The organism is Aquabacterium sp., from assembly GCF_050725395.1.
Classification (GTDB): domain Bacteria; phylum Pseudomonadota; class Gammaproteobacteria; order Burkholderiales; family Burkholderiaceae_C; genus Aquabacterium.
The window spans coordinates 81,353-99,274 of record NZ_JBOHHL010000001.1 but is presented as its reverse complement, the minus strand read 5'-3'; the positions used below and the strand labels follow the sequence as shown (position 1 = coordinate 99,274).

At 65.4% G+C, this 17,922-nt stretch carries 16 protein-coding genes; 2 read left to right on the top strand and 14 right to left on the bottom strand.

Annotated features, from left to right (window positions below):
• Positions 1 to 21 precede the first annotated feature (21 nt).
• Positions 22 to 1,503, top strand: a complete 1,482-nt coding sequence (locus tag ACREB4_RS00465) for an FAD-linked oxidase C-terminal domain-containing protein (RefSeq protein ID WP_431586211.1) — start codon at positions 22 to 24, stop codon at positions 1,501 to 1,503.
• Positions 1,504 to 1,529: 26 nt separating this feature from the next.
• Here the strand turns inward: ACREB4_RS00465 and ACREB4_RS00460 are convergent, their stop codons facing one another.
• The 14 genes from ACREB4_RS00460 to ACREB4_RS00395 form a co-directional block, all read right to left on the bottom strand.
• Positions 1,530 to 2,216, bottom strand: coding sequence for a GntR family transcriptional regulator (locus ACREB4_RS00460; protein ID WP_431586403.1), 687 nt, complete (start codon positions 2,214 to 2,216; stop codon positions 1,530 to 1,532).
• Positions 2,217 to 2,226: 10 nt separating this feature from the next.
• The gene (gene hpxZ / locus ACREB4_RS00455) at positions 2,227 to 2,628 is read right to left on the bottom strand and encodes an oxalurate catabolism protein HpxZ (protein ID WP_431586210.1); all 402 of its coding nucleotides are present in this window, start codon (positions 2,626 to 2,628) and stop codon (positions 2,227 to 2,229) included.
• Positions 2,625 to 4,472 carry an allophanate hydrolase gene (atzF, locus tag ACREB4_RS00450; protein ID WP_431586209.1) on the bottom strand — a complete coding sequence of 616 codons (1,848 nt, stop codon included), beginning with the start codon at positions 4,470 to 4,472 and terminating at the stop codon, positions 2,625 to 2,627. Before atzF ends, hpxZ begins: the two co-directional genes overlap by 4 nt.
• A gap of 30 nt (positions 4,473 to 4,502) precedes the next feature.
• Entirely contained in the window at positions 4,503 to 5,198 is a 696-nt protein-coding gene (locus ACREB4_RS00445) for a cysteine hydrolase family protein (RefSeq protein ID WP_431586208.1), read from the bottom strand.
• A complete protein-coding gene (locus ACREB4_RS00440) occupies positions 5,195 to 6,856 on the bottom strand; it encodes an ABC transporter ATP-binding protein (protein ID WP_431586207.1) in 1,662 nt (553 codons plus the stop codon). The genes ACREB4_RS00445 and ACREB4_RS00440 overlap by 4 nt, the downstream gene beginning before the upstream one ends.
• Entirely contained in the window at positions 6,853 to 7,656 is an 804-nt protein-coding gene (locus ACREB4_RS00435; protein WP_431586206.1) for an ABC transporter ATP-binding protein, read from the bottom strand. The genes ACREB4_RS00440 and ACREB4_RS00435 overlap by 4 nt, the downstream gene beginning before the upstream one ends.
• Positions 7,657 to 8,062: 406 nt before the next feature.
• Positions 8,063 to 8,842, bottom strand: coding sequence for an ABC transporter permease (locus ACREB4_RS00430; protein ID WP_431586205.1), 780 nt, complete (start codon positions 8,840 to 8,842; stop codon positions 8,063 to 8,065).
• Between the two features lie 15 nt (positions 8,843 to 8,857).
• Positions 8,858 to 9,859 carry an ABC transporter substrate-binding protein gene (locus ACREB4_RS00425; RefSeq protein ID WP_431586204.1) on the bottom strand — a complete coding sequence of 334 codons (1,002 nt, stop codon included), beginning with the start codon at positions 9,857 to 9,859 and terminating at the stop codon, positions 8,858 to 8,860.
• Positions 9,860 to 10,241: 382 nt separating this feature from the next.
• Entirely contained in the window at positions 10,242 to 10,937 is a 696-nt protein-coding gene (gene biuH, locus ACREB4_RS00420) for a biuret amidohydrolase (RefSeq protein WP_431586203.1), read from the bottom strand.
• Between the two features lie 58 nt (positions 10,938 to 10,995).
• On the bottom strand, positions 10,996 to 12,045 hold the full coding sequence (locus ACREB4_RS00415) for a formamidase (protein WP_431586202.1): 1,050 nt from the start codon (positions 12,043 to 12,045) through the stop codon (positions 10,996 to 10,998).
• Between the two features lie 20 nt (positions 12,046 to 12,065).
• Positions 12,066 to 12,989: an ABC transporter permease gene (locus ACREB4_RS00410; RefSeq protein WP_431586201.1), complete on the bottom strand. Its 924-nt coding sequence runs from the start codon at positions 12,987 to 12,989 to the stop codon at positions 12,066 to 12,068.
• A complete protein-coding gene (locus ACREB4_RS00405; protein ID WP_431586200.1) occupies positions 12,986 to 14,080 on the bottom strand; it encodes an ABC transporter permease in 1,095 nt (364 codons plus the stop codon). The genes ACREB4_RS00410 and ACREB4_RS00405 overlap by 4 nt, the downstream gene beginning before the upstream one ends.
• Positions 14,081 to 14,098: 18 nt before the next feature.
• The gene (locus tag ACREB4_RS00400; RefSeq protein WP_431586199.1) at positions 14,099 to 15,217 is read right to left on the bottom strand and encodes a BMP family ABC transporter substrate-binding protein; all 1,119 of its coding nucleotides are present in this window, start codon (positions 15,215 to 15,217) and stop codon (positions 14,099 to 14,101) included.
• 123 nt (positions 15,218 to 15,340) lie between these two features.
• Positions 15,341 to 16,246, bottom strand: coding sequence for a hypothetical protein (locus tag ACREB4_RS00395; RefSeq protein WP_431586198.1), 906 nt, complete (start codon positions 16,244 to 16,246; stop codon positions 15,341 to 15,343).
• 146 nt (positions 16,247 to 16,392) lie between these two features.
• Between ACREB4_RS00395 and ACREB4_RS00390 the strand changes: the two genes are divergently transcribed.
• Complete coding sequence (locus ACREB4_RS00390) at positions 16,393 to 17,388, top strand: DUF3616 domain-containing protein (RefSeq protein WP_431586197.1); 996 nt, start codon at positions 16,393 to 16,395, stop codon at positions 17,386 to 17,388.
• Positions 17,389 to 17,922 lie beyond the last annotated feature (534 nt).

Below are 17,922 nucleotides of genomic sequence, written 5' to 3'. Positions count from 1 at the left end.
GCGTGGCTTACAGTGGTGGCGATGGACAACACCACCCAACGCACCCACCGCCAACGTGAAGTCGTCGCCGCCCTGCACAAGGTGCTGCCCGCCCGCAGCATCCTCTGGCAAGACGAGGCCGTGGCCCCTTTCGAATGCGATGGCCTCAGCGCTTATCGGCAACGCCCCCTCGCGGTGGCCATGCCCGAAACCCACGAGGAAGTCGGCGCCATCCTGAAAGCCTGCCACGCACTGAAGGTGCCGGTGGTGGCGCGCGGTGGTGGCACCGGCCTGTCGGGCGGGGCCTTGCCCGATGCCCTGGGCGTGACCCTGTCGCTGGCCCGCCTGACCAGCATCGTGCAGATCGACCCGTTGGCACGCACGGCCATCGTCCAGTGCGGTGTGCGCAATCTGGCCATCAGCGAAGCCGCCGCTCCCCACGGCCTGTACTACGCCCCAGACCCCAGCAGCCAGATCGCCTGCACCATCGGCGGCAATGTGGCCGAGAATGCCGGCGGCGTGCATTGCCTCAAGTACGGCCTGACCGTGCACAACGTGCTGCGTGTGCGCGGCTTCACCATCGAAGGCGAATTGCTGGAACTGGGCAGCGAAGCTTTGGACGCGCCAGGCCTTGACCTGCTGGCCGCCTTCATCGGCAGCGAAGGTCTGCTGGGGGTGGCCACCGAGGTGACCGTGCGCCTGCTGCCCAAGCCGCAGGTGGCGCGTTGCATCCTGGCCAGCTTCGATGAGATCGGCAAGGCGGGCGATGCGGTCGCCGCCATCATCGGCGCGGGCCTCATCCCCGCCGGCCTGGAGATGATGGACGGCCCCATGACCGCCGCCGTGGAAGACTTCGTGCAGGCCGGTTACGACCTGAGCGCCGCCGCCATCCTGCTGGTCGAAAGCGACGGCACGCCCGAAGAGGTCGAAGAAGAAATCGGCCGACTGATCGCCGTTCTGCAAGTCGCCGGGGCCACCCGCATCGACTGCAGCGACAGCGAAGCCCAGCGCCTGCGCTTCTGGAGCGGCCGCAAGAACGCTTTCCCCGCCACCGGCCGCATCAGCCCCGACTACCTGTGCATGGACGCCTCCATCCCGCGCCGTTGCCTGGCCGAGATGCTGCATGCCATCAACGCCATGCAGACCACCTACGGCTTGCGCTGCGTCAACGTCTTCCACGCGGGCGACGGCAACCTGCACCCGCTGATCCTCTTCGATGCCAATGACCCGGATGAATTGAAACGCGCCGAGGCCTTTGGCAACGACATCCTGTGCACGGCGGTGGGCTTTGGCGGCACGATCACGGGCGAGCACGGCGTGGGTGTCGAAAAGCTGAACGCGATGTGCACCCAGTTCAGTGATGCCGAGCGTGGCCAGATGCTGGCCTTCAAAGCCGCCTTCGACCCGGACGGCTTGCTGAACCCGGGCAAGGCGATCCCGATGCTGGCACGTTGCGGCGAGTTGCGCGGCGTGGTCCGGTCATCCGCGCTGACCACGGCACTGAGCGAGCTGCCGCGCCTGTAGGCTTGCCGCGCCTGCGCGGTTTCGTCTCAGCCGCGCCGGGCCTGGTACAGCATGTCCAGAGTGATGTGCCGCACTTCCAGTTTGCTTTGTTCGATGTGCGCGCGCAGCAGCCTTTGCGCTTCATCGGTGCGCCTTTGCGTGATCGCGCGGATGATGCGCGCATGCTCCTGGTAAGTGGCCTCCACGCGCGCTGGCTTGGTGAAGTCCAGCCGGCGGATGATGCGGATGCGCTCGGTGATGTCGTCGTGCACGCGGGCCATCTCGGCATTGCCCGTCGCGTGCACCAGCGAGGAATGGAAGTCCTCGTCCAAGCGGTCGACCATGCTGATCACCGGGTGCCGTTCGTCGACCTTGACCAGCCAGTTCTCGGCCAAGGTCTTGAGGATGGGGCGGTCTTCGGCCTCGCAGAGCTTGGCCACGGCGTGGGTTTCCATCAACACGCGGAAATCGTAGAGTTGGTCGAAGACCTCGAAGTTGAGTGGCTCGACCTGCCAACCACTTTTGGGGAACACCTGCAGGAAACCTTCGCTCTGCAATCGCTGCAGGGCCTGGCGCAACGGTGTGCGGCTGACCTGCACGCGGCCGGCCATGTCGCTTTCCGAGAAGCGGTCGCCAGGCAAGAGCACGAAGTCGAAAATCAGTTGCTTGATCTGCGCGTAAGCCCGTTCGGCCAGCGTCGCGGGCGAAGAGGTGTTGAAGGGCGGCGCGATCATGTTCACGGTGTCATCCCGGGCTGAAGGGGATCATGCTGACGTGGGCCGACACGATCTTCCAGCCATCGGAAAAGCGCACCCAGGTCTGGGTCTGGAAACCACGCAAGGGGGTGTCGCTGCGTGTGAACTCGGTCATCGCCACGGCCATGTCGGCGCCAAAGGCGGTGATGCGCACGTCGTGCAACTGCCGCGTGTAGTCGGGCGCGGACACCGTCTTGCGGTAGGCCACCAGGGCCTCGTGGCCCACTTGCCTGTCGGCGATGCCATAGCGCGTGGTGCAGGGGCTGGCCCAAAAATAGGCGTTGAGGGCGTCCACATCGTTGGCCATCAGCGCGTCTTCATAGCGCAGGAAGACGGAGGTCACTTCTTGCAGCACCTCGGGGTGGTTGAGCTGGCTGGTGGACAGTGTCATGTCGCGTTCCTGCCCATGTAAGCACGCCAGCCGCCGTACTGGCTGATGTCGTCGGCGCCTTGCAGACCGCAAGGCTCGCAGATGAAACCCTTGACCCAACTGCCGTCTTCCAGTTCGACCGAGCCCAGGCCCAGGGGCGGCGGGATCATGGCGAGGAAGGAGCCGATGCTGCTTTGCGGCAAGGCGTAGACCTCGACCGCGATGGCGTGGCCGGCTTCGGGTGGCGCATCGGCCGCCACGCGCACCAAGCCGGGTTTGGGCGGCACGGTGCCAGGCAAGGCGAACAGCTGGTAGCGGGGCGAGGTGTGGGTGCTGGACACCAAGCGGGCGTGCCGCTCGGTGAGCTGCCAGTGCAAGGGCATGCCGCTCAAGTGCGCGCCCACCACCGACACCATCAGGGTGGGCGCGGCTTTGGCTTGCACGCCGCAAGGCCAGCTCAGCTCGGCGTCGGTGGGTGTGTTCAAGCCATGGCCCAGTGGTGTCGTGGCGATGCGGGCCAGCGCCTGTTGCCATTGCGCGCCCAGGTCCAGCAAGGCGGCATCGCTGCCACCGGGGGCGATCAGGGTGATGCCGAAAGGCAGGCCGGTGGCGGTGGAGCCACTGGGCAAGGCCAACGCCGCCAGGCCCAGCAAGTTGACGAAGTTGGTGTAGGTGCCCAGCTGGCTGTTGCGGCCCACGGGGTCGGCCTGCACGCTGGCCAGGGTCGGCATGGTGGGCGCGGTGGGCACCATCAACACGTCGATGGCCTGCCAAATGGGCAAGGTGGCCTGCGCCAGTTCACGCAGGCGGTATTGGCCCTTGAAGGCCGAGACCGCATCGTGCTGGTTCGCCCCTTTGATGATGCCGCGCACCACGGGGTTGATGTCGTCGGCATTCGATTCGATGAAGCCGCTGATGGCCGCGTAGCGCTCGGCCACCCAGGGGCCGTCGTACAGCAGCTTGGCCACGGCCAGGAAGGGGCCCATGTCGATGGGCACGAACTCGACCGGCCAGGGCTGGCCATCGACATCGCGCAGCTCGGCCCATTGCGCCTGCGCGCGGTCGAAGGCGCCGGCGTATTCGGCATCGCCAAAGAACTCGGGCACACGGGGCACGCCCACGCGCAGCTTGGCGGGCAGCCGTGGCGCTTGCAAGGTCACCTCGTTGAAGACGGCTTCGCCGGGCTGTGGCCCCTCCATGACGGACAACACGCGCGCGGCATCGGACGCAGTGAGCGCGAAGATGGACACGCAGTCCAGCGACTTGCAGGCTGGCACCACGCCCCCCGTGGGCACCAGGCCCGGCGTGGGCTTGACGCCGACCAAGTTGTTGAAGCCGGCGGGCACGCGGCCCGAACCGGCCGTGTCGGTGCCCAAAGCGAAAGGCACTTCACCGCGCGCCACGACCACGGCCGAGCCCGAGCTGGAGCCGCCGCTGACGTGGTCGTCGCTGAAGGTGGAGGTGGGGATGCCGTAGGGCGAACGCGCGCCGACCAGGCCGGTGGCGAACTGGTCGAGGTTGGTCTTGCCGACCACGATGGCGCCGGCCTTCATCAGCCGCTCGACCGTGGTCGCGGACTTCTCGGGCGTGTAGGCGAAGGCCGGGCAGGCGGCGGTGGTGGGCAGGCCGGCCACGTCGATGTTGTCCTTGACGCCGAAGGGGATGCCGAACAGCGGCAAGGCCTCGGGGCTCTGGCCATCGAGCGCGTCCAGCTGGGCCTGGATGAAGGCGGCGGGCGCGCGGTGGATCCAGGCCGGGTCTTCCGGAGTCGCGGGGCCGACGGCCAGGAAGCTGGCGAAGACTTGCGCGGGCGTGAGCAGGCCTTCGCGGTAAGCAGTCAGCAGGCCTGAAATGGTGTGGGGCATGGACATGGTCTCAGGGATTCAATCGGTCGGTCAGGATGTCGAGGGCAAGGCTGCCAACAGGGCCGCGCTTGGCGCCGTCCAGCCCACGATGGCGCCTTGCGCGCGGATCATGGCAATGGCCGCTTCCTTGAAGGCGGGGAAGTAGCTCTCGGTGCCGTCTTCGACCAGCAGGCAGTCGTAGCCGCGGTCGTTGGCTTCGCGCAGGGTGGTCTGCACGCAGACCTCGGTGGTCACCCCCATCACGACGAGGTGGGTGATGCCGCGCGCTTCGAGCACCTCGCCCAAGGCGGTGCCATAGAAGGCGCCCTTGCCGGGCTTGTCGATCACGACTTCGCCATCGATGGGCGCCAGCTCGGGGATGATGGCGTGGCCGGGCTCGCCGTGGATGAGGATGCGGCCCATGGGGCCCGCGTCGCCGATGCGCAGCTTGGGCTCGCCACGCAGGCGCTTGGCGGGCGGGCAATCGGACAGGTCGGGCGCGTGGCCTTCGCGGGTGTGGACCACGTAGCCTCCGGCATCGCGCCAGGCTTGCAGCACGCGCTTGACGGTGGGCACGATGGCGGCCAGCAAGGACACGTCGTTGCCCAGGGTTTCGCCAAAGCCGCCCGGTTCGATGAAGTCGCGCTGCATGTCGATGATGACCAGCGCGGTGTGCGGCAAGCTGAAGCCGTAGTCGAAGGGTTCGGCTTTCACGGTGAGGCTACCTGGACTTGAAGTAGTGCTCATGCGGCTTGCTCCAAAGGTGCAGGTTCTTCGTGGTGGCCACCGCCCATGAAGGCGCCCAGCACGCGGCGGTCGGCCTCAAGCGCCTGGCATTCGTGGACGATGCGGCCTTCGCACATCACCACGATGCGGTCGGCCAGCTTCAGCAGTTCATCGAGGTCTTCGCTGACCAGCAGCACGGCACCGCCCTTGTTGCGCACGCCCATGATGCGCGAGTGGATCTCGGCCACGGCGGCGAAATCCAGGCCGAAGACTGGGTTGGACACCAGCAGCACATCGACCTGACCATCGAGCTCGCGGGCCAGCACGGCGCGTTGCACATTGCCACCCGACAAGGACTTGATGGGCGCGTTCTCGCCTTGCGTCTTGACGCGGTACTCGGCGATGAGCTGGCGGGCCTGGTCGCGCAGCACGCCGCCACGGATCCAGCCACCGCGCGCGGCCGGCGCCTGGTCGAAGCGGCGCAGGCCGATATTCAGGGCCACGCTCAGGTCGCCGACGCAGGCATTGCGCAGGGGTTCTTCGGGCAGGCTGCGCACGTTGAGGCGCTGGTTCTGTTCGCGGCGGGCTTCATACGATTCGTTGGCGATTTTCACCACACCGGACTCGCGGTCACGCTGGCCGACCAAGGCTTCCATCAACTCGCGTTGGCCATTGCCTGACACACCGGCGATGCCAAGGATCTCGCCTGCGCGGACCTTCAGGCTCAGCTTGTGCACGGCGCGCTCGCCCCGGTCGCCCTGCACGTCCAACTTGTCCACTTCCAGGCGCGAAGGCGCCGTGGGGCTGAGCAGCACGCGGTGCAAAGGCGCGGTGGACACGACCTCTTCCAGCACGGCCTCGGGCACCAGTTCGATGACATCGTCGGCGGCCTTGCTCGGTGCCTTCGGCTTGTGGCTTTCGCCGACCATCTCGGCGCCCAGCAGGGCTGGGTTGGTGTCGACCACGCGGTGGCTGCCAACCAGGCGGCCACGGTGCAGCACGCTCACGTCATCGGCGATCTCCATCACCTCGCGGAACTTGTGCGTGATCATGATGATGGACACATCGCCCGCGTGCGCACGGTCGCGCAGCAGGCCCAACACCTCGTCGGCCTCTTGTGGCGTCAGCACCGAGGTGGGCTCGTCCAGGATCAGCAGGCGGGGCTTCAAGTAGAGCTGCTTGAGGATCTCCAGCTTTTGCTTCTCGCCGGCCGACAGGTCCATCGGGCGCGCGTCGAGGTCCAGCTTGAAAGGCGTGGTGTCCAAGAACGCCTTCAACTCCTGGCGCACCTTGTGCCAGGGAATGATGGTGGGCAAGGTGCCGCGCGCCAGCAGCAGGTTCTCGGCCACCGTCATGCCGGGCACCACGGTGAAGTGCTGGTAGACCATGCCGATGCCCAGGCTGCGCGCCACCACCGGCGAGGTGATGGCGTGTTCACGGCCATCGATGAGCACGGCACCTTCCTCGGGCTGGTGGTAGCCCACCACCGCCTTGACCAGCGTGCTCTTGCCCGCGCCGTTCTCGCCCAGCAGGGCATGCACGGTGCCGGGCCGCACGTCGATGGACACGCTGTCCATCGCGGTGAAACTGCCGAAGCGCTTGGTCAGCTTGTAGGTGGACAGCGCCAGCGCGCCAGTCTTGGGCGGCGGCTGCAGGTTGGGGTCGAGGGGCGCGGTCATGCTTTCATCTCCCGCTTGAACACGGCCAGGGTGTGCGCCTTGACGCGCACGAATTCTGGGTCGGACATGGACTCGGGCTGGCGCGGCCGGGGCAAGCTGAAGGGCACGATCTCGGCGATGCGCGTGGGCCGGCGCGTGAGCAACAGGATCTCGTCGGCGAGGAAGACGGCGTCTTCCAAGTCGTGAGAGACGATGACCATGGTCACGCCGGTGGCCAGGTGCGCCTCTTGCAGCTTCTCGCGGATGAAGAGGGTCATCTCGAAGTCGAGCGCCGAGAAAGGCTCGTCGAGGAACATGACCTCGGGGTTGGGGGCCAGGGCGCGCATGATGCACACGGTCTGCTGCTGGCCGCCGGACAATTCATAGGGGTAACGGGCCAGGTCGAAGCGGATCTCGAACAGCTTGATGAGCTCGTCCACGCGGGCCTGCACCGCGTTTTCCTTCATGCCTTGGCGGCGCAAGGGGTAGGCGATGTTGTCGCGGGCGGTGATCCAGGGAAAGAGCGCATCGCGGTAGTTCTGAAAGACGTAGCCGATCTTGGTCTCTTTCAGCGTCTTGCCATCGAACAGGATCTCGCCTTGGTCCAGCGGGATCAGGCCGGCGATCATGTTCATGAGGGTGGACTTGCCGCAACCATTGGGCCCGAAGATCGACACGATCTTGCTGCGTGGCAGGTCGAGGTTGAAGTCGGTGTAAAGCGGCTTGCCGGCGAAGGACTTGCTGAGACCACGCACGGTGACGTGCGCACGGGCCGGGGCAGGCGTGGCCATGGGCTCTTCGGGTTGCAGAACGGCGCTCATGGGGTGATCCTCGTTGATGGCCTGTGGTGCGGGTTGGCGGTTGTTTTGTGGTTTGGGGTTGTGCGGTGGAATCGAAGCGGGCAGTGGGGTACACGGCTGCGCTCATGTCCCCCGGCCGGGCTACGCCCGACCTCCTCCTTGACTTCGCTTCGCCGTGCACTCCACTGCCCGCTTCTTGCACCGCATGGGTGGTGAGAGGGGAATTGAAGGAGGCCTTCGCCTCCTTCAATTCCCTGGCCTTCGCGCAGCGAAGGCTCTGCCAGAGCGCCCCCGGGAAGTTTGGCGTGGGTGGTCGGCATAGCGAAGTCAAGGAGGAGGCCAGGCGAAGCCTGGACGGGGGACATGAGCGGCGCCGACCACCCACGCCAAACTGCCCCACCCCCAAGCGACGGCAACCCCAAGCCTTTCATGCCTTGCCACTCCAATGCACGACCTTCTTTTCAATCAACAAGAAGATCAGGTTGAGCAAGTAACCCAAAGCCCCCGTGATCAGAATCGACGTGTACATGTCCTTCACATTGAACACCTGCTGCGCATCAATGATCCGATGCCCCAGCCCCGTCTCCGACCCAATGAACATCTCCGCCACGATCACGATCACCAGCGACATCGACACCCCTGTGCGCAAGCCCACGAAGGTCTGCGCCAGGCTCTCCATCAGCATCACGTCCTTGAACACATGCCAGCGCGACACCCCCATGATCTGCGCCGCCATCACCCGCGTCTTCTTGGCATTCATCACGCCATAAGCGCTGTTGAACAGCACGAGCAGCACCGCCGCGAACGCTGCGATCGCGATCTTGTTGGCATCCGTGATGCCGAAGATCAGCAGGAAGAGCGGGATCAGCGCCGACGAAGGCGTGGAACGGAAGAAGTCGATCAGGAACTCGACACTGCGGTAGGCATTGACCGAGCTGCCCAGCATCACCCCCAGCGGCACCCCGATCGCCACCGCGATGCCAAACGCCACCAAGGTGCGCCACAACGTCGCCAGAAAATCCACCCGGATCGCGCCACTGATGACGCTGTCCCACAAGTGCAGCAAGGTCTCACCCGGCGGCGGCAACAGCACTGGCTTGACCCACTGCGCGGCGATCACCAGCTCCCACAGCGCGAACAACAGCAGGGGCCCGACCAGCGGCAGCAGGCGGGCGTCGAACAAGCGGTCAAGCTGTTTGGGGATCATGGTGTGGCACCTCGCTTAGCCTGCGTAGATCAAGGGCTTGACGGGCACGGCGCGCGAAAAGATCTTGCGCTCGGTGAACACATCGAAGAACTTCTGGAAGTAGCCAATGTCGGACGCCGTGAACTCGTTGTACAGCGTGAAACCGGCCATCGGCACTTCCTTGACCAAGGAGGGGTCAATGGACGTGAAGCCGTCCAGGTGATTGCGCACCTCGGCCGGGTTCTTGCGCACGAAGTCCACGGCCTTGGCGTAGGCGGCGATGTACTTTTTGGCCAGCTCGGGCTTCTCTTTCAGGAAGGCGGAGGTCACGCTGGCCGAACCACCGAACCAGGGTGCATCGGCCGCGCCCAACACATACTTCGAGATCACGCCGTTTTCCAGCACGCGGGTCAGGCCCTTCAAGCGGCCGGACGTGCCGGTGGGCTCCAGCGTGTAGACCGCATCCAGCTGGTCGGCGGCCAAGGCCGGCACGTGCTGGCCGATGGGCAGCTCGATCACCTTCGGATCGACGATGCCGTTCTTCTCCAAAATGATCTTGGCCAGGGTCACGTTCTGAATGCCCGGGCCCGAGGCCACGCGCTTGCCCTTGAGCTCGGCGATGGATTTGATCGGGCTGTCCTTGGGCACCACGAACTGGTCGAGCACCAGCTTGTGGTTCGACGGGTTGGAGCAGATGATCTTGAACAAGCCTGGCGAGGTGATCTCGGCCAGGCCCAGCGCGGCCGAGGCCGTGCCGTTGGCCGAGCCATGCGTGCGCCCGGCGATCATGGCTTCGGCCACCTGCTGCGCGCTGGCGAACTTCACGCCTTCCACGTTCAAGCCCGCTTCCTTGAAGAAGCCGCGCTCCAGCGCCGTGTACAAAGGCAGGCCCGAAGCGATGGGCCAATAGCCGATCAGGATCTTGTCATCGGCATGCGCGGGCATCGACGGCAACAAGCCGGCCCCCACGGCCAATGATGCCGCACCGGCTTGCAGAAACTGCCGGCGGCCCGGCTTGTTCGACGAAGATGAGCTCACAGGGTCTCCAATGCTTTGATGGGGGATGAAGATGGGTGGTGGTTGGGCGCGAACGGACAGGGCAAGCGGGGTGCACGGCTGCGCTCGTGTCCCCCAGAATGGGCATGGCCCATTCCTCCTCCTTTACCTCGCTTCGCCATGCACCCCGCTCGCCGTGTCCTCCGTGCGGTGCGGTGAGGGTGGGATTGGTCACGGCCAAGGCCGCGCTCAATCCCACTCGGTGGCACGCCACCACCATCGCCGCCAGCGAAGTGGGGTGGGTGGTCAACGTAGCGAGGTAAAGGAGGAGGTCGGGCACAGCCCGGCCGGGGGACACGAGCGCAGTTGACCATCCACCCCACGCAGCCCCCCACCAGGCGATCAGCATGCAAAGAATGCCCCATCACAAAGCCTCCAACGCCTTGATCACAGCCAAAGAATCCGACACCGTGCCAAAGACCCCCCCCTGCATCAACACCATGTTGAACGCCGCCGCGTGGTTGGCAGGGTCGGTGGCTCCGGTGCAATCGGTGAGGATCACGCACTCGAAGCCGCGGTCATTGGCCTCGCGCATGGTGGTGTGCACGCACACATCGGTGGTGATGCCGGTCAGGATGATGTTCTTGATGCCCTTGGTGTGCAGCAACATCTCCAGGTCGGTGGCGCAGAAACAGCCCTTGCCCGGCTTGTCGATGATGGGTTCGCCCGCGATGGGATAAAGCTCAGGGATGATGTCCCAGCCCGGCTCGCCGCGCACCAGGATGCGGCCACACGGGCCCACGTCGCCAATGCCCACGCCGTTGGTGCCGATCTGGCGTGAGCGCCAGCGCTTGTTGGCCGGCAGGTCGGTCAAGTCGGGCCGGTGGCCTTCACGCGTGTGGATCACCAGGATGCCGGCCTTGCGCGAAGCGTCCAGCAGCTTCTTGATCGGCTCGATGGGCGCGCGGGTCATCGACAGGTCGTAACCCATCTTGTCCACATAGCCGCCAACACCGCAGAAATCGGTCTGCATGTCGATGATGATCAGCGCGGTGTTGGAGGCCTGGAGGTCGCCGTCGTACGGCCAGGCGTAGGGTTTGGATTCGATGGTGATGGTCATTGGGTAACCTCCGTGCTTTGCACTGCGGTGCGAACGCCTTCGGGCGGCCGTGCGTCGTTCATGCCGCCTCCTTGAACAAAGACTTCTGCGTGCCGGTGTCCAGCAGGTTGGGCTCGTTGCCCTGGAACTCGCGGGTGGGCGCGGGGATGCCACACGAGGTGCCGTCCTTCACCACCACGTCATCGCCCCAAGGCAAGGCGAACTGGCCCGACACCATGTCCTGCATGAAGGTGTAGGGGCAGTCTTGCGCCCCACCCTTCACGGCGGCGTAACCACGGTGGTAGAGCTGGTAGATGTTGTTCTCGACGCCCCAGTTCAGGCGCGCTTCTCGGATCAGGTCGGGGCGGATCTCGGCGCAGACGATCTCATCGGGGCGGCCACCGCCTTGCACCTGCACAGTGCCATCGAAGTTGCAGACCATGGCTTCGCCCATCGAGTCAAACGTGCCATCGCTGCCGCACAGGCAGACGCTGGCAGTGGCCATCAGGTTCTGGAAAGCGTTGGCCTGGTTGGTGATGCCCCAAGCGTGGCGGATGGGCGCGGTGTAACCCGCTGTGCGGATCATCAGCTCGGCACCCTTGTAGGCGCACTCGCGTGCCATCTCGGGGAACATGCCGTCGTGGCAGATGATCAGCGACAGCTTCACGCCCTTGGGCCCATCGATGACGGGGATGCCCATGTTGCCGGGCTCCCAGGGCTCCACCGGCACCCAGGGGTGGTACTTGCGGTAGTAGAGCTTGAGCGCGCCCTGGTCGTCGAAGATCAGGCCGGTGTTGTAGGGCATGCCATGCGGGTTGTGCTCCATGATCGAGAAGCAACCCCAGATCTGGTGCTCGATGCACGCGGCGCGCAGGGCAGCCACCTCGGGGCCATCCAGCGTCACCATCAGCTCGGGCGCGGTGCTCATCGACAGGCCATGCAGCGAGTACTCCGGGAAGACCACCAGGTCCATGCCCGGGTAGCTGCGGCGCGCCTTGCCCACCATGCGGACCACCCGCTGCGTCTGCATCGCCAGCTGCGCCGGGGTCTCGACCACCGGCAACTGCAATTGCACCAAGCCCACCACCACACCGTTGGGCGATTTGTTCAGGCCAGCCAGTCCGCTCATGCCATGCTCCTTTCAAGCCACTACCGGGAGACGTTCAGTTCCATCGGCGCCCCTTGCAGCGACCGCTTGGGCGAGCACGTCCAGATCAGGATCAGCAAGGTCAATGCATAGGGCATGGCGTTGAACAGGTGGTAGCCCGCACTGATGCCCACCGATTGCAAAGCCGGGCCCAGGGCACCCGCGCCACCGAACAGCAAGGCTGCCCACAAACACTTGATGGGTTGCCAGCCGGCGTAGATCACCAGGGCCACGGCGATCAGGCCCTGCCCGCTCGACAGGCCTTCGTTCCAGCTGCCCGGGTAGTACAAGGACAGCGACGCACCGCCCAGGCCCGCGATGAATCCGCCCGCCATGGTGGCCAGCACACGCACCGTGTTGACCGAATAGCCCAGCGCGCGCGAGGCATCGCTGCTGTCACCCGCCATGCGCACGATCAAGCCCCAGCGCGTGTTGGCCATGGCCCAGGCCATCAGGGCCGCCAGCGCCACGCCGATCGGAAACAGCGCGTTGATGCGCAAGGCCGCCTGCACCTGCTGCGAGTCGCTCCAGCCCCCCAGGTCGATCGAGGGGATCTGCGCGGCCTGCGGCTGGATCAAGGCCTTGCCCAAGTAGAAGGCCAGGCCGGCGCCCAGCAACATCAAGGCGATGCCGGTGGCGATGTCGTTCACACCTTTGAGCGAGCACAGCAGGCCATGCAACAAGGCCAGCAAGGCCCCCGCACACCCCGCCAGCAGCACACCCCACCAGGGCGAGCCCGTCAGGTAGCTGCCCGCGAAGCCGGCCATGGCCGACAGCACCAACACCCCTTCCAGGCCCAGATTGATGCGGCCCGACTTCTCGGTCAGGCACTCACCCAGGCTGACGAACAGAAACGGCGTGCCCACGCGGATCGCACCGCCCAGCACCGCGATGATCACGTCGAACCAGATGGAGCCGCTACTCATGCGGGCACCTGTGACAGGCTGTTGGCGGGGATGCCAGGACGGCGGGCCAGCAGTTCGCCGAGGCGACCGCGCAGGGCCTCGCTGGCCAGGATCATGACGAAGGCAAAGCCTTGCAGCACCAGGACCGACGCGTCGGGCAAGTCCAGCCGACGTTGCAGCAAGCTGCCCGCCGAGCCAAAGCCCCCAAACAGGATGGCCACCGGGATCACGGCCCAGGGGTTGTGGCGCGCCACGAAGGACACCAGGATGCCCGTGTAGCCCAGCCCCGCGATCAAGGACGCGTTGGCGTTGGTGTGCACCGCCGCCACCTCGATGGCACCCGCCAGGCCGGCGCATGCGCCCCCCAGCATGCAGGCTGTGATCACCAGGCGGTGGCTGGGCAAGCCCACCAGCCGCGCAGCGCGGGCATTGCCGCCCACCACCCGCGTGGCAAAGCCATGGGTGGAACCGTACAACCAGAAGCCTGCGATCACGCAGCAAGCCACGCCCCACACGAGGCCCCAGTGGACGTCGTAGCCAGGAATCATGCCCAGCAAGATGGCCGGGTCCAACGGCAAAGTCGATGGCTTGTTCAGGCTGGTCGGGTCGCGCATGGGCCCTTCCACGAAGTGCTTGAACAGCGCCACGGCCAGGTAGCCCATCAACAGCGAACTGATGGTTTCATTCACACCGCGGTATTGCCGCAAGGCCCCCACGATGCCGATCCAGGCGGCGCCAGCCACCGCCCCAGCCAACAAGACCATCACGGTGCCCACGGCCGAAGCCGGCGGCGCGAACAGGTAAGGCAAGCCGGCGCAGGCCAGGCCGCCCAGCACCAGCGCGCCTTCACCACCGATCACCATCAGCCCCGCGCGCTGCGGGATGGTGACGCACAAGGCGGTCAGCATCAGCGGCGCCGAGCGCTGCAAGGTGTTCTGCCACGAGAAGGCATCACCGAAGGCGCCCTTGAACAGCAGGATCCAGGTCTCGGTGGGCGATGTGCCCCCCAGCCACACGAAGCCGCCGAACAGCAGCACCGCCCCGGCCAGCGCCAGGATGGGCAGGACCACGCTTTCCACCGCAGACACCGTCGATGATGAAGAACCACTCATGGACACCCCTTGTTGAGGTCAGACCTTGCCGATGACGCCTTCGACCAGGTAGTTCATGCCTTCCAGCACCGGGTCGATCTGCTTGATGGTCGCGCCCTTGGCCACGACGACCTTGCCGGTGTTGTCCTTGATCTCGCCCTTGAAGATCTCGAACTCATCCTTCAGCATCAGGGCCTTGATGGCATCGGCGTTCTTGCGCGCGGCCTCGGACACGGCGGGGCCGTAGGGCGAGGTCTTGACGAAGGCCTCCTTCAAGCCGCCGCGCAGGAAGTTGGGGTGCGGCTTGCCGGTGCGCGCGGCATCGACGATCTGCTTGTAGGGCGTGACCCAGTTCCACTCGGCGCCGGTCAGGTAGGCCTGTGGCGCGAGCTTGGCTTGGGAGGCGTGGTAACCGCAGACGAACTTGCCGCGCTTGGCGGCCGTCTCGACGATGACCTTGGGACCGTCGACGTGCATGGTGAACACGTCCACGCCCTGGTCGGCCAGGCTGTTGGTGGCTTCGGCCTCTTTCACCGGCATCGACCAATCACCCGTGAAGATGACCGAGCAGGTGATGTCCGGGTGCACTGAGCGCGCGCCCAGCGTGAAAGCGTTGATGTTGCGCAGCACTTGCGGGATGGGCTTGGCCGCCACGAAGCCGATCTTCTTGGACTTGGTGGCGTGGCCGGCGATCACGCCGTTGAGGTACTGGGCTTCGTCGATGTAGCCGAAGAAGCTGCCCACGTTCTTGGGGTGCTTGGCTGCGTCCCACATGCCGCCGCAATGGGCGAAGCGCACGTCGGGGTTCTTCTTGGCGACATCGAGGATGTGGGGGTTGAAGTAGCCGAAGGAGGTGGGGAAAAGCAGCGTGGCGCCGTCTTGCGAGATCATGCCCTGCATGGTCTTTTGCACGGCCTGGGTCTCGGGCACGTTCTCTTCGCCGACGATCTTGATGCCGGGCATCTTCTTGATCTCGGAAGCCGCTTCATAGTGCGACTGGTTGTAGCCAAAGTCATCCTTGGGGCCCACGTAGATCATGCCGATGGTGATGGGCTTTTGCGCCAGCACCAAATCAGACCAACCCGCCATGGCCACGCCGGCTCCGGTGGCGCCCACCGTTTTGAGCCAGGAACGACGATTCCAATGATCCAGCGACATGCGTTTTCTCCTTGCACCGGCTTGATGCACCGTTGATGTACCAGCTTGTATACCAGCAACATGTGTGCCAAGCCATGGTGGTGCAGGAGAAGTTCCCACCCGCCTCCCGGCGGTACCGCCCTGTCAGGAAATACAGCCTCGGCGAGGGCGGCCTGACCGCCATCTCAGCACGAACAGCCCGGCCGTGACCAGCCACAGTTCGCCTGGCTCCGGAACGGCAACCGCGTTGGCATAGTTGATGCCGGTGTCCGCACTGACCGCGGTGAAGTGGCTGACAGCCTGTCCGGCTTCGTCGCGCACATGGCTGATGCCCAGCCATGTCATGGTGTGGGCGTACTGGGAGGTCGCATTGGCGTAGCTTGAGTCACCGTCGGGCTGGTCGAACACAACAATGCCCGCCGTCGCCCTCAACTGCATGTACATGGACACATTGGTGCCCCACACAAAGTCGATGTCCATGGTCAGGACAAACTCCTGATCGCCTGTGCTGCGCTCGGGCACGTCGATGCCAATGAAATGCGCGCCCCCGTTTTCGACCCAGCCATTGCCCTGGTGGAAGCTGCCACCGGAGTTCAGCCCCATGCGCGCCGTCACATAGCTGGTGGCGTAGGCAATGTCCTCGAATGAGCCGGTCATGCTCCCGCTGAGCGCCACCGAGACAGTCATGGTGCCCCAGCGTTGGTTTGTCATGCCGGCCGACGCCATGGAAAAACTGTCGGCCCATTCCCCATAGGCACTGCCGTGGGCCGAGGTCGCCAGATCACCCCGCGCGTTGGCATAGGCACTCACCGCGCCGGCACGGCTGGTGGCGCCGGCCGAGACGAACAGGTCGTGCCCGGTGTCGCCTTCAAAAGTCAAGGCATTGGAGGCCTGCGCGCCCTCGCCCGCACCATCTTGCGCCTGGGTGGGAACATCGAATCCCGAAGCCACCACCGACGCATCGGCATGAGACTTCGCCGCGTGGGATGCACCCATGAAGGCCAAGCCCAGCAAGAGCGCCACCCATGGGTTCCGTTTGATTGCAGTCATGACGTCCCTTTGGATGGCCGCGATGTGATGACGGCAGTCTATGAACCCTGGGCCGAGCCAACCATCCCTAACTCTTCAATCACCACGGCCATGGCGAGTGGTGACAATCCAGTGTGTGAATCGGCGCCCGACGCTTCGGAGAGATCATGGACTTCTTCACCACGACAGCGCCCCAGGCGGCGCTCATGGCGGCCGTCATCGGCACATCGGGCGGCGCTTTCGCCCAGGGGGTGATCACCGAGTATCGAGGCCTGTGCGATGCGTCGGCAGCCGTGGCGCTGGATGCCGACCACTTCATCGTGGCCGACGACGAGCGCAACACCCTGGTGGTGTACCGGCGCGGGCAAGCCGACGCGCTGGATGCGCTGGACGTCTCAAGCTTCCTGGGGACCAAACCGGACAAGGAGTCGGACATCGAAGGCGCGGCGTCCATCGGCCAGCGCGCGTACTGGGTGTCTTCGCATGGGCGCAACAGCGAGGGCAAGCAGCAGGCGCGGCGCTTGCGCTTTTTTGCCACCGAGGTGCTGAGCCGCACTGCGCCATCACCGCAGCCTCCATTCAAGCTGGTCACCGTGGGCAAAGCGTATGCAGGCTTGCTTGACGATCTGCTGGCGGCGCCATCGTTGGCGGCGTTCAAGTTGGCCGATGCTGCGGGGAAAGCGCCCGAGGCGGAGGGCGGCCTGAACATCGAAGGCCTGGCCGCCACGCCGGACGGGCGCCTGCTCATCGGGTTCAGAAGCCCAATGTCGAATCAGCGTGCCTTGCTGGTGCCGCTGGAGAACCCAAGCGAGGTGATCGACCATGGCGCGCGTGCGCGGTTTGGGCAGGCGATTCAATTGGACTTGGGAAGGCGGGGGATTCGCAGCATCGACTGGGTGGGGTCAAGCTATTTGATCGTGGCGGGCCCAACGGCGGACAAGGGGACGTTTGCGCTTTATCGATGGTCGGGCGATGCGGGGCAGGCGCCTGTGTTGGTGAAGGGGGTTGACTTCAAGGGGCTGCACCCGGAGGCGTTGTTCGCGGTGCCGGGCATGCAGGGGGTTCAGGTGCTGAGTGACGATGGGCAGCGCAAGCACCGGGGCCTGGCGTGCAAGGTGTTGCCTCGTGGCTGGCAAGGGTTTAGAAGCTGGGGGCCGGGTTGAAAGGGCGGAGCGCCAGGGTGTGGGGCTCGGCGTGCGCCTTATTGAGGGGCGTGGGGCGAGGCTTGAAGGTCGGTGCGCAAGGCTGAAGTGCTCGGAGCGCGGCTTTCAGAGCCTGGCGCGCAAGGCTTTTTGGCTTGCACGCGGGGTTCAAGAGCTCGGTGCGCAAGGCTGTTGAACTCGGTGTGCGCCCCTTTGAGGGGCGTGGTGCAAGGCTTGGAGCCCGGCACGCCGGGCCGAAGTGCTCGGGACGAGGCTTTCAAAGCTTGGCGCGCAAGGCTTTTTGGCTTGCGTGCGGGGTTCGAGAGCTCGGTGCGCAAGGCTGTCGAACTCGGTGCGTGCCCCTTTCAGGGGCGTGTGTGACGCTTGGAGCCTGGCGGGCCGGGAGAAGGCGCTGGTGGCAGGGCATCGGACCGGCGCTGGTGGGGCTGGACGTGATGAATGAATGTTGGTGACCGAGGTCTTTCGACCAACGACGGTCACTCGTGGCGCTAGGCGGAATGACTGCTTCGCAGCGGTTGCGGCCTTTGGTCCAAG

Coding starts and splice junctions, on each gene's coding strand:
- ACREB4_RS00465 (WP_431586211.1), top strand. CDS start 22: ATGGACAACACCACCCAACGCACCCACCGCCAACGTGAAGTCGTCGCC.
- ACREB4_RS00395 (WP_431586198.1), bottom strand. CDS start 16,246: ATGACTGCAATCAAACGGAACCCATGGGTGGCGCTCTTGCTGGGCTTG.
- ACREB4_RS00435 (WP_431586206.1), bottom strand. CDS start 7,656: ATGAGCGCCGTTCTGCAACCCGAAGAGCCCATGGCCACGCCTGCCCCG.
- ACREB4_RS00415 (WP_431586202.1), bottom strand. CDS start 12,045: ATGAGCGGACTGGCTGGCCTGAACAAATCGCCCAACGGTGTGGTGGTG.
- hpxZ (WP_431586210.1), bottom strand. CDS start 2,628: ATGACACTGTCCACCAGCCAGCTCAACCACCCCGAGGTGCTGCAAGAA.
- biuH (WP_431586203.1), bottom strand. CDS start 10,937: ATGACCATCACCATCGAATCCAAACCCTACGCCTGGCCGTACGACGGC.
- ACREB4_RS00445 (WP_431586208.1), bottom strand. CDS start 5,198: ATGAGCACTACTTCAAGTCCAGGTAGCCTCACCGTGAAAGCCGAACCC.
- ACREB4_RS00430 (WP_431586205.1), bottom strand. CDS start 8,842: ATGATCCCCAAACAGCTTGACCGCTTGTTCGACGCCCGCCTGCTGCCG.
- ACREB4_RS00460 (WP_431586403.1), bottom strand. CDS start 2,216: ATGATCGCGCCGCCCTTCAACACCTCTTCGCCCGCGACGCTGGCCGAA.
- ACREB4_RS00400 (WP_431586199.1), bottom strand. CDS start 15,217: ATGTCGCTGGATCATTGGAATCGTCGTTCCTGGCTCAAAACGGTGGGC.
- ACREB4_RS00405 (WP_431586200.1), bottom strand. CDS start 14,080: ATGAGTGGTTCTTCATCATCGACGGTGTCTGCGGTGGAAAGCGTGGTC.
- ACREB4_RS00410 (WP_431586201.1), bottom strand. CDS start 12,989: ATGAGTAGCGGCTCCATCTGGTTCGACGTGATCATCGCGGTGCTGGGC.
- ACREB4_RS00440 (WP_431586207.1), bottom strand. CDS start 6,856: ATGACCGCGCCCCTCGACCCCAACCTGCAGCCGCCGCCCAAGACTGGC.
- ACREB4_RS00390 (WP_431586197.1), top strand. CDS start 16,393: ATGGACTTCTTCACCACGACAGCGCCCCAGGCGGCGCTCATGGCGGCC.
- atzF (WP_431586209.1), bottom strand. CDS start 4,472: ATGCCCCACACCATTTCAGGCCTGCTGACTGCTTACCGCGAAGGCCTG.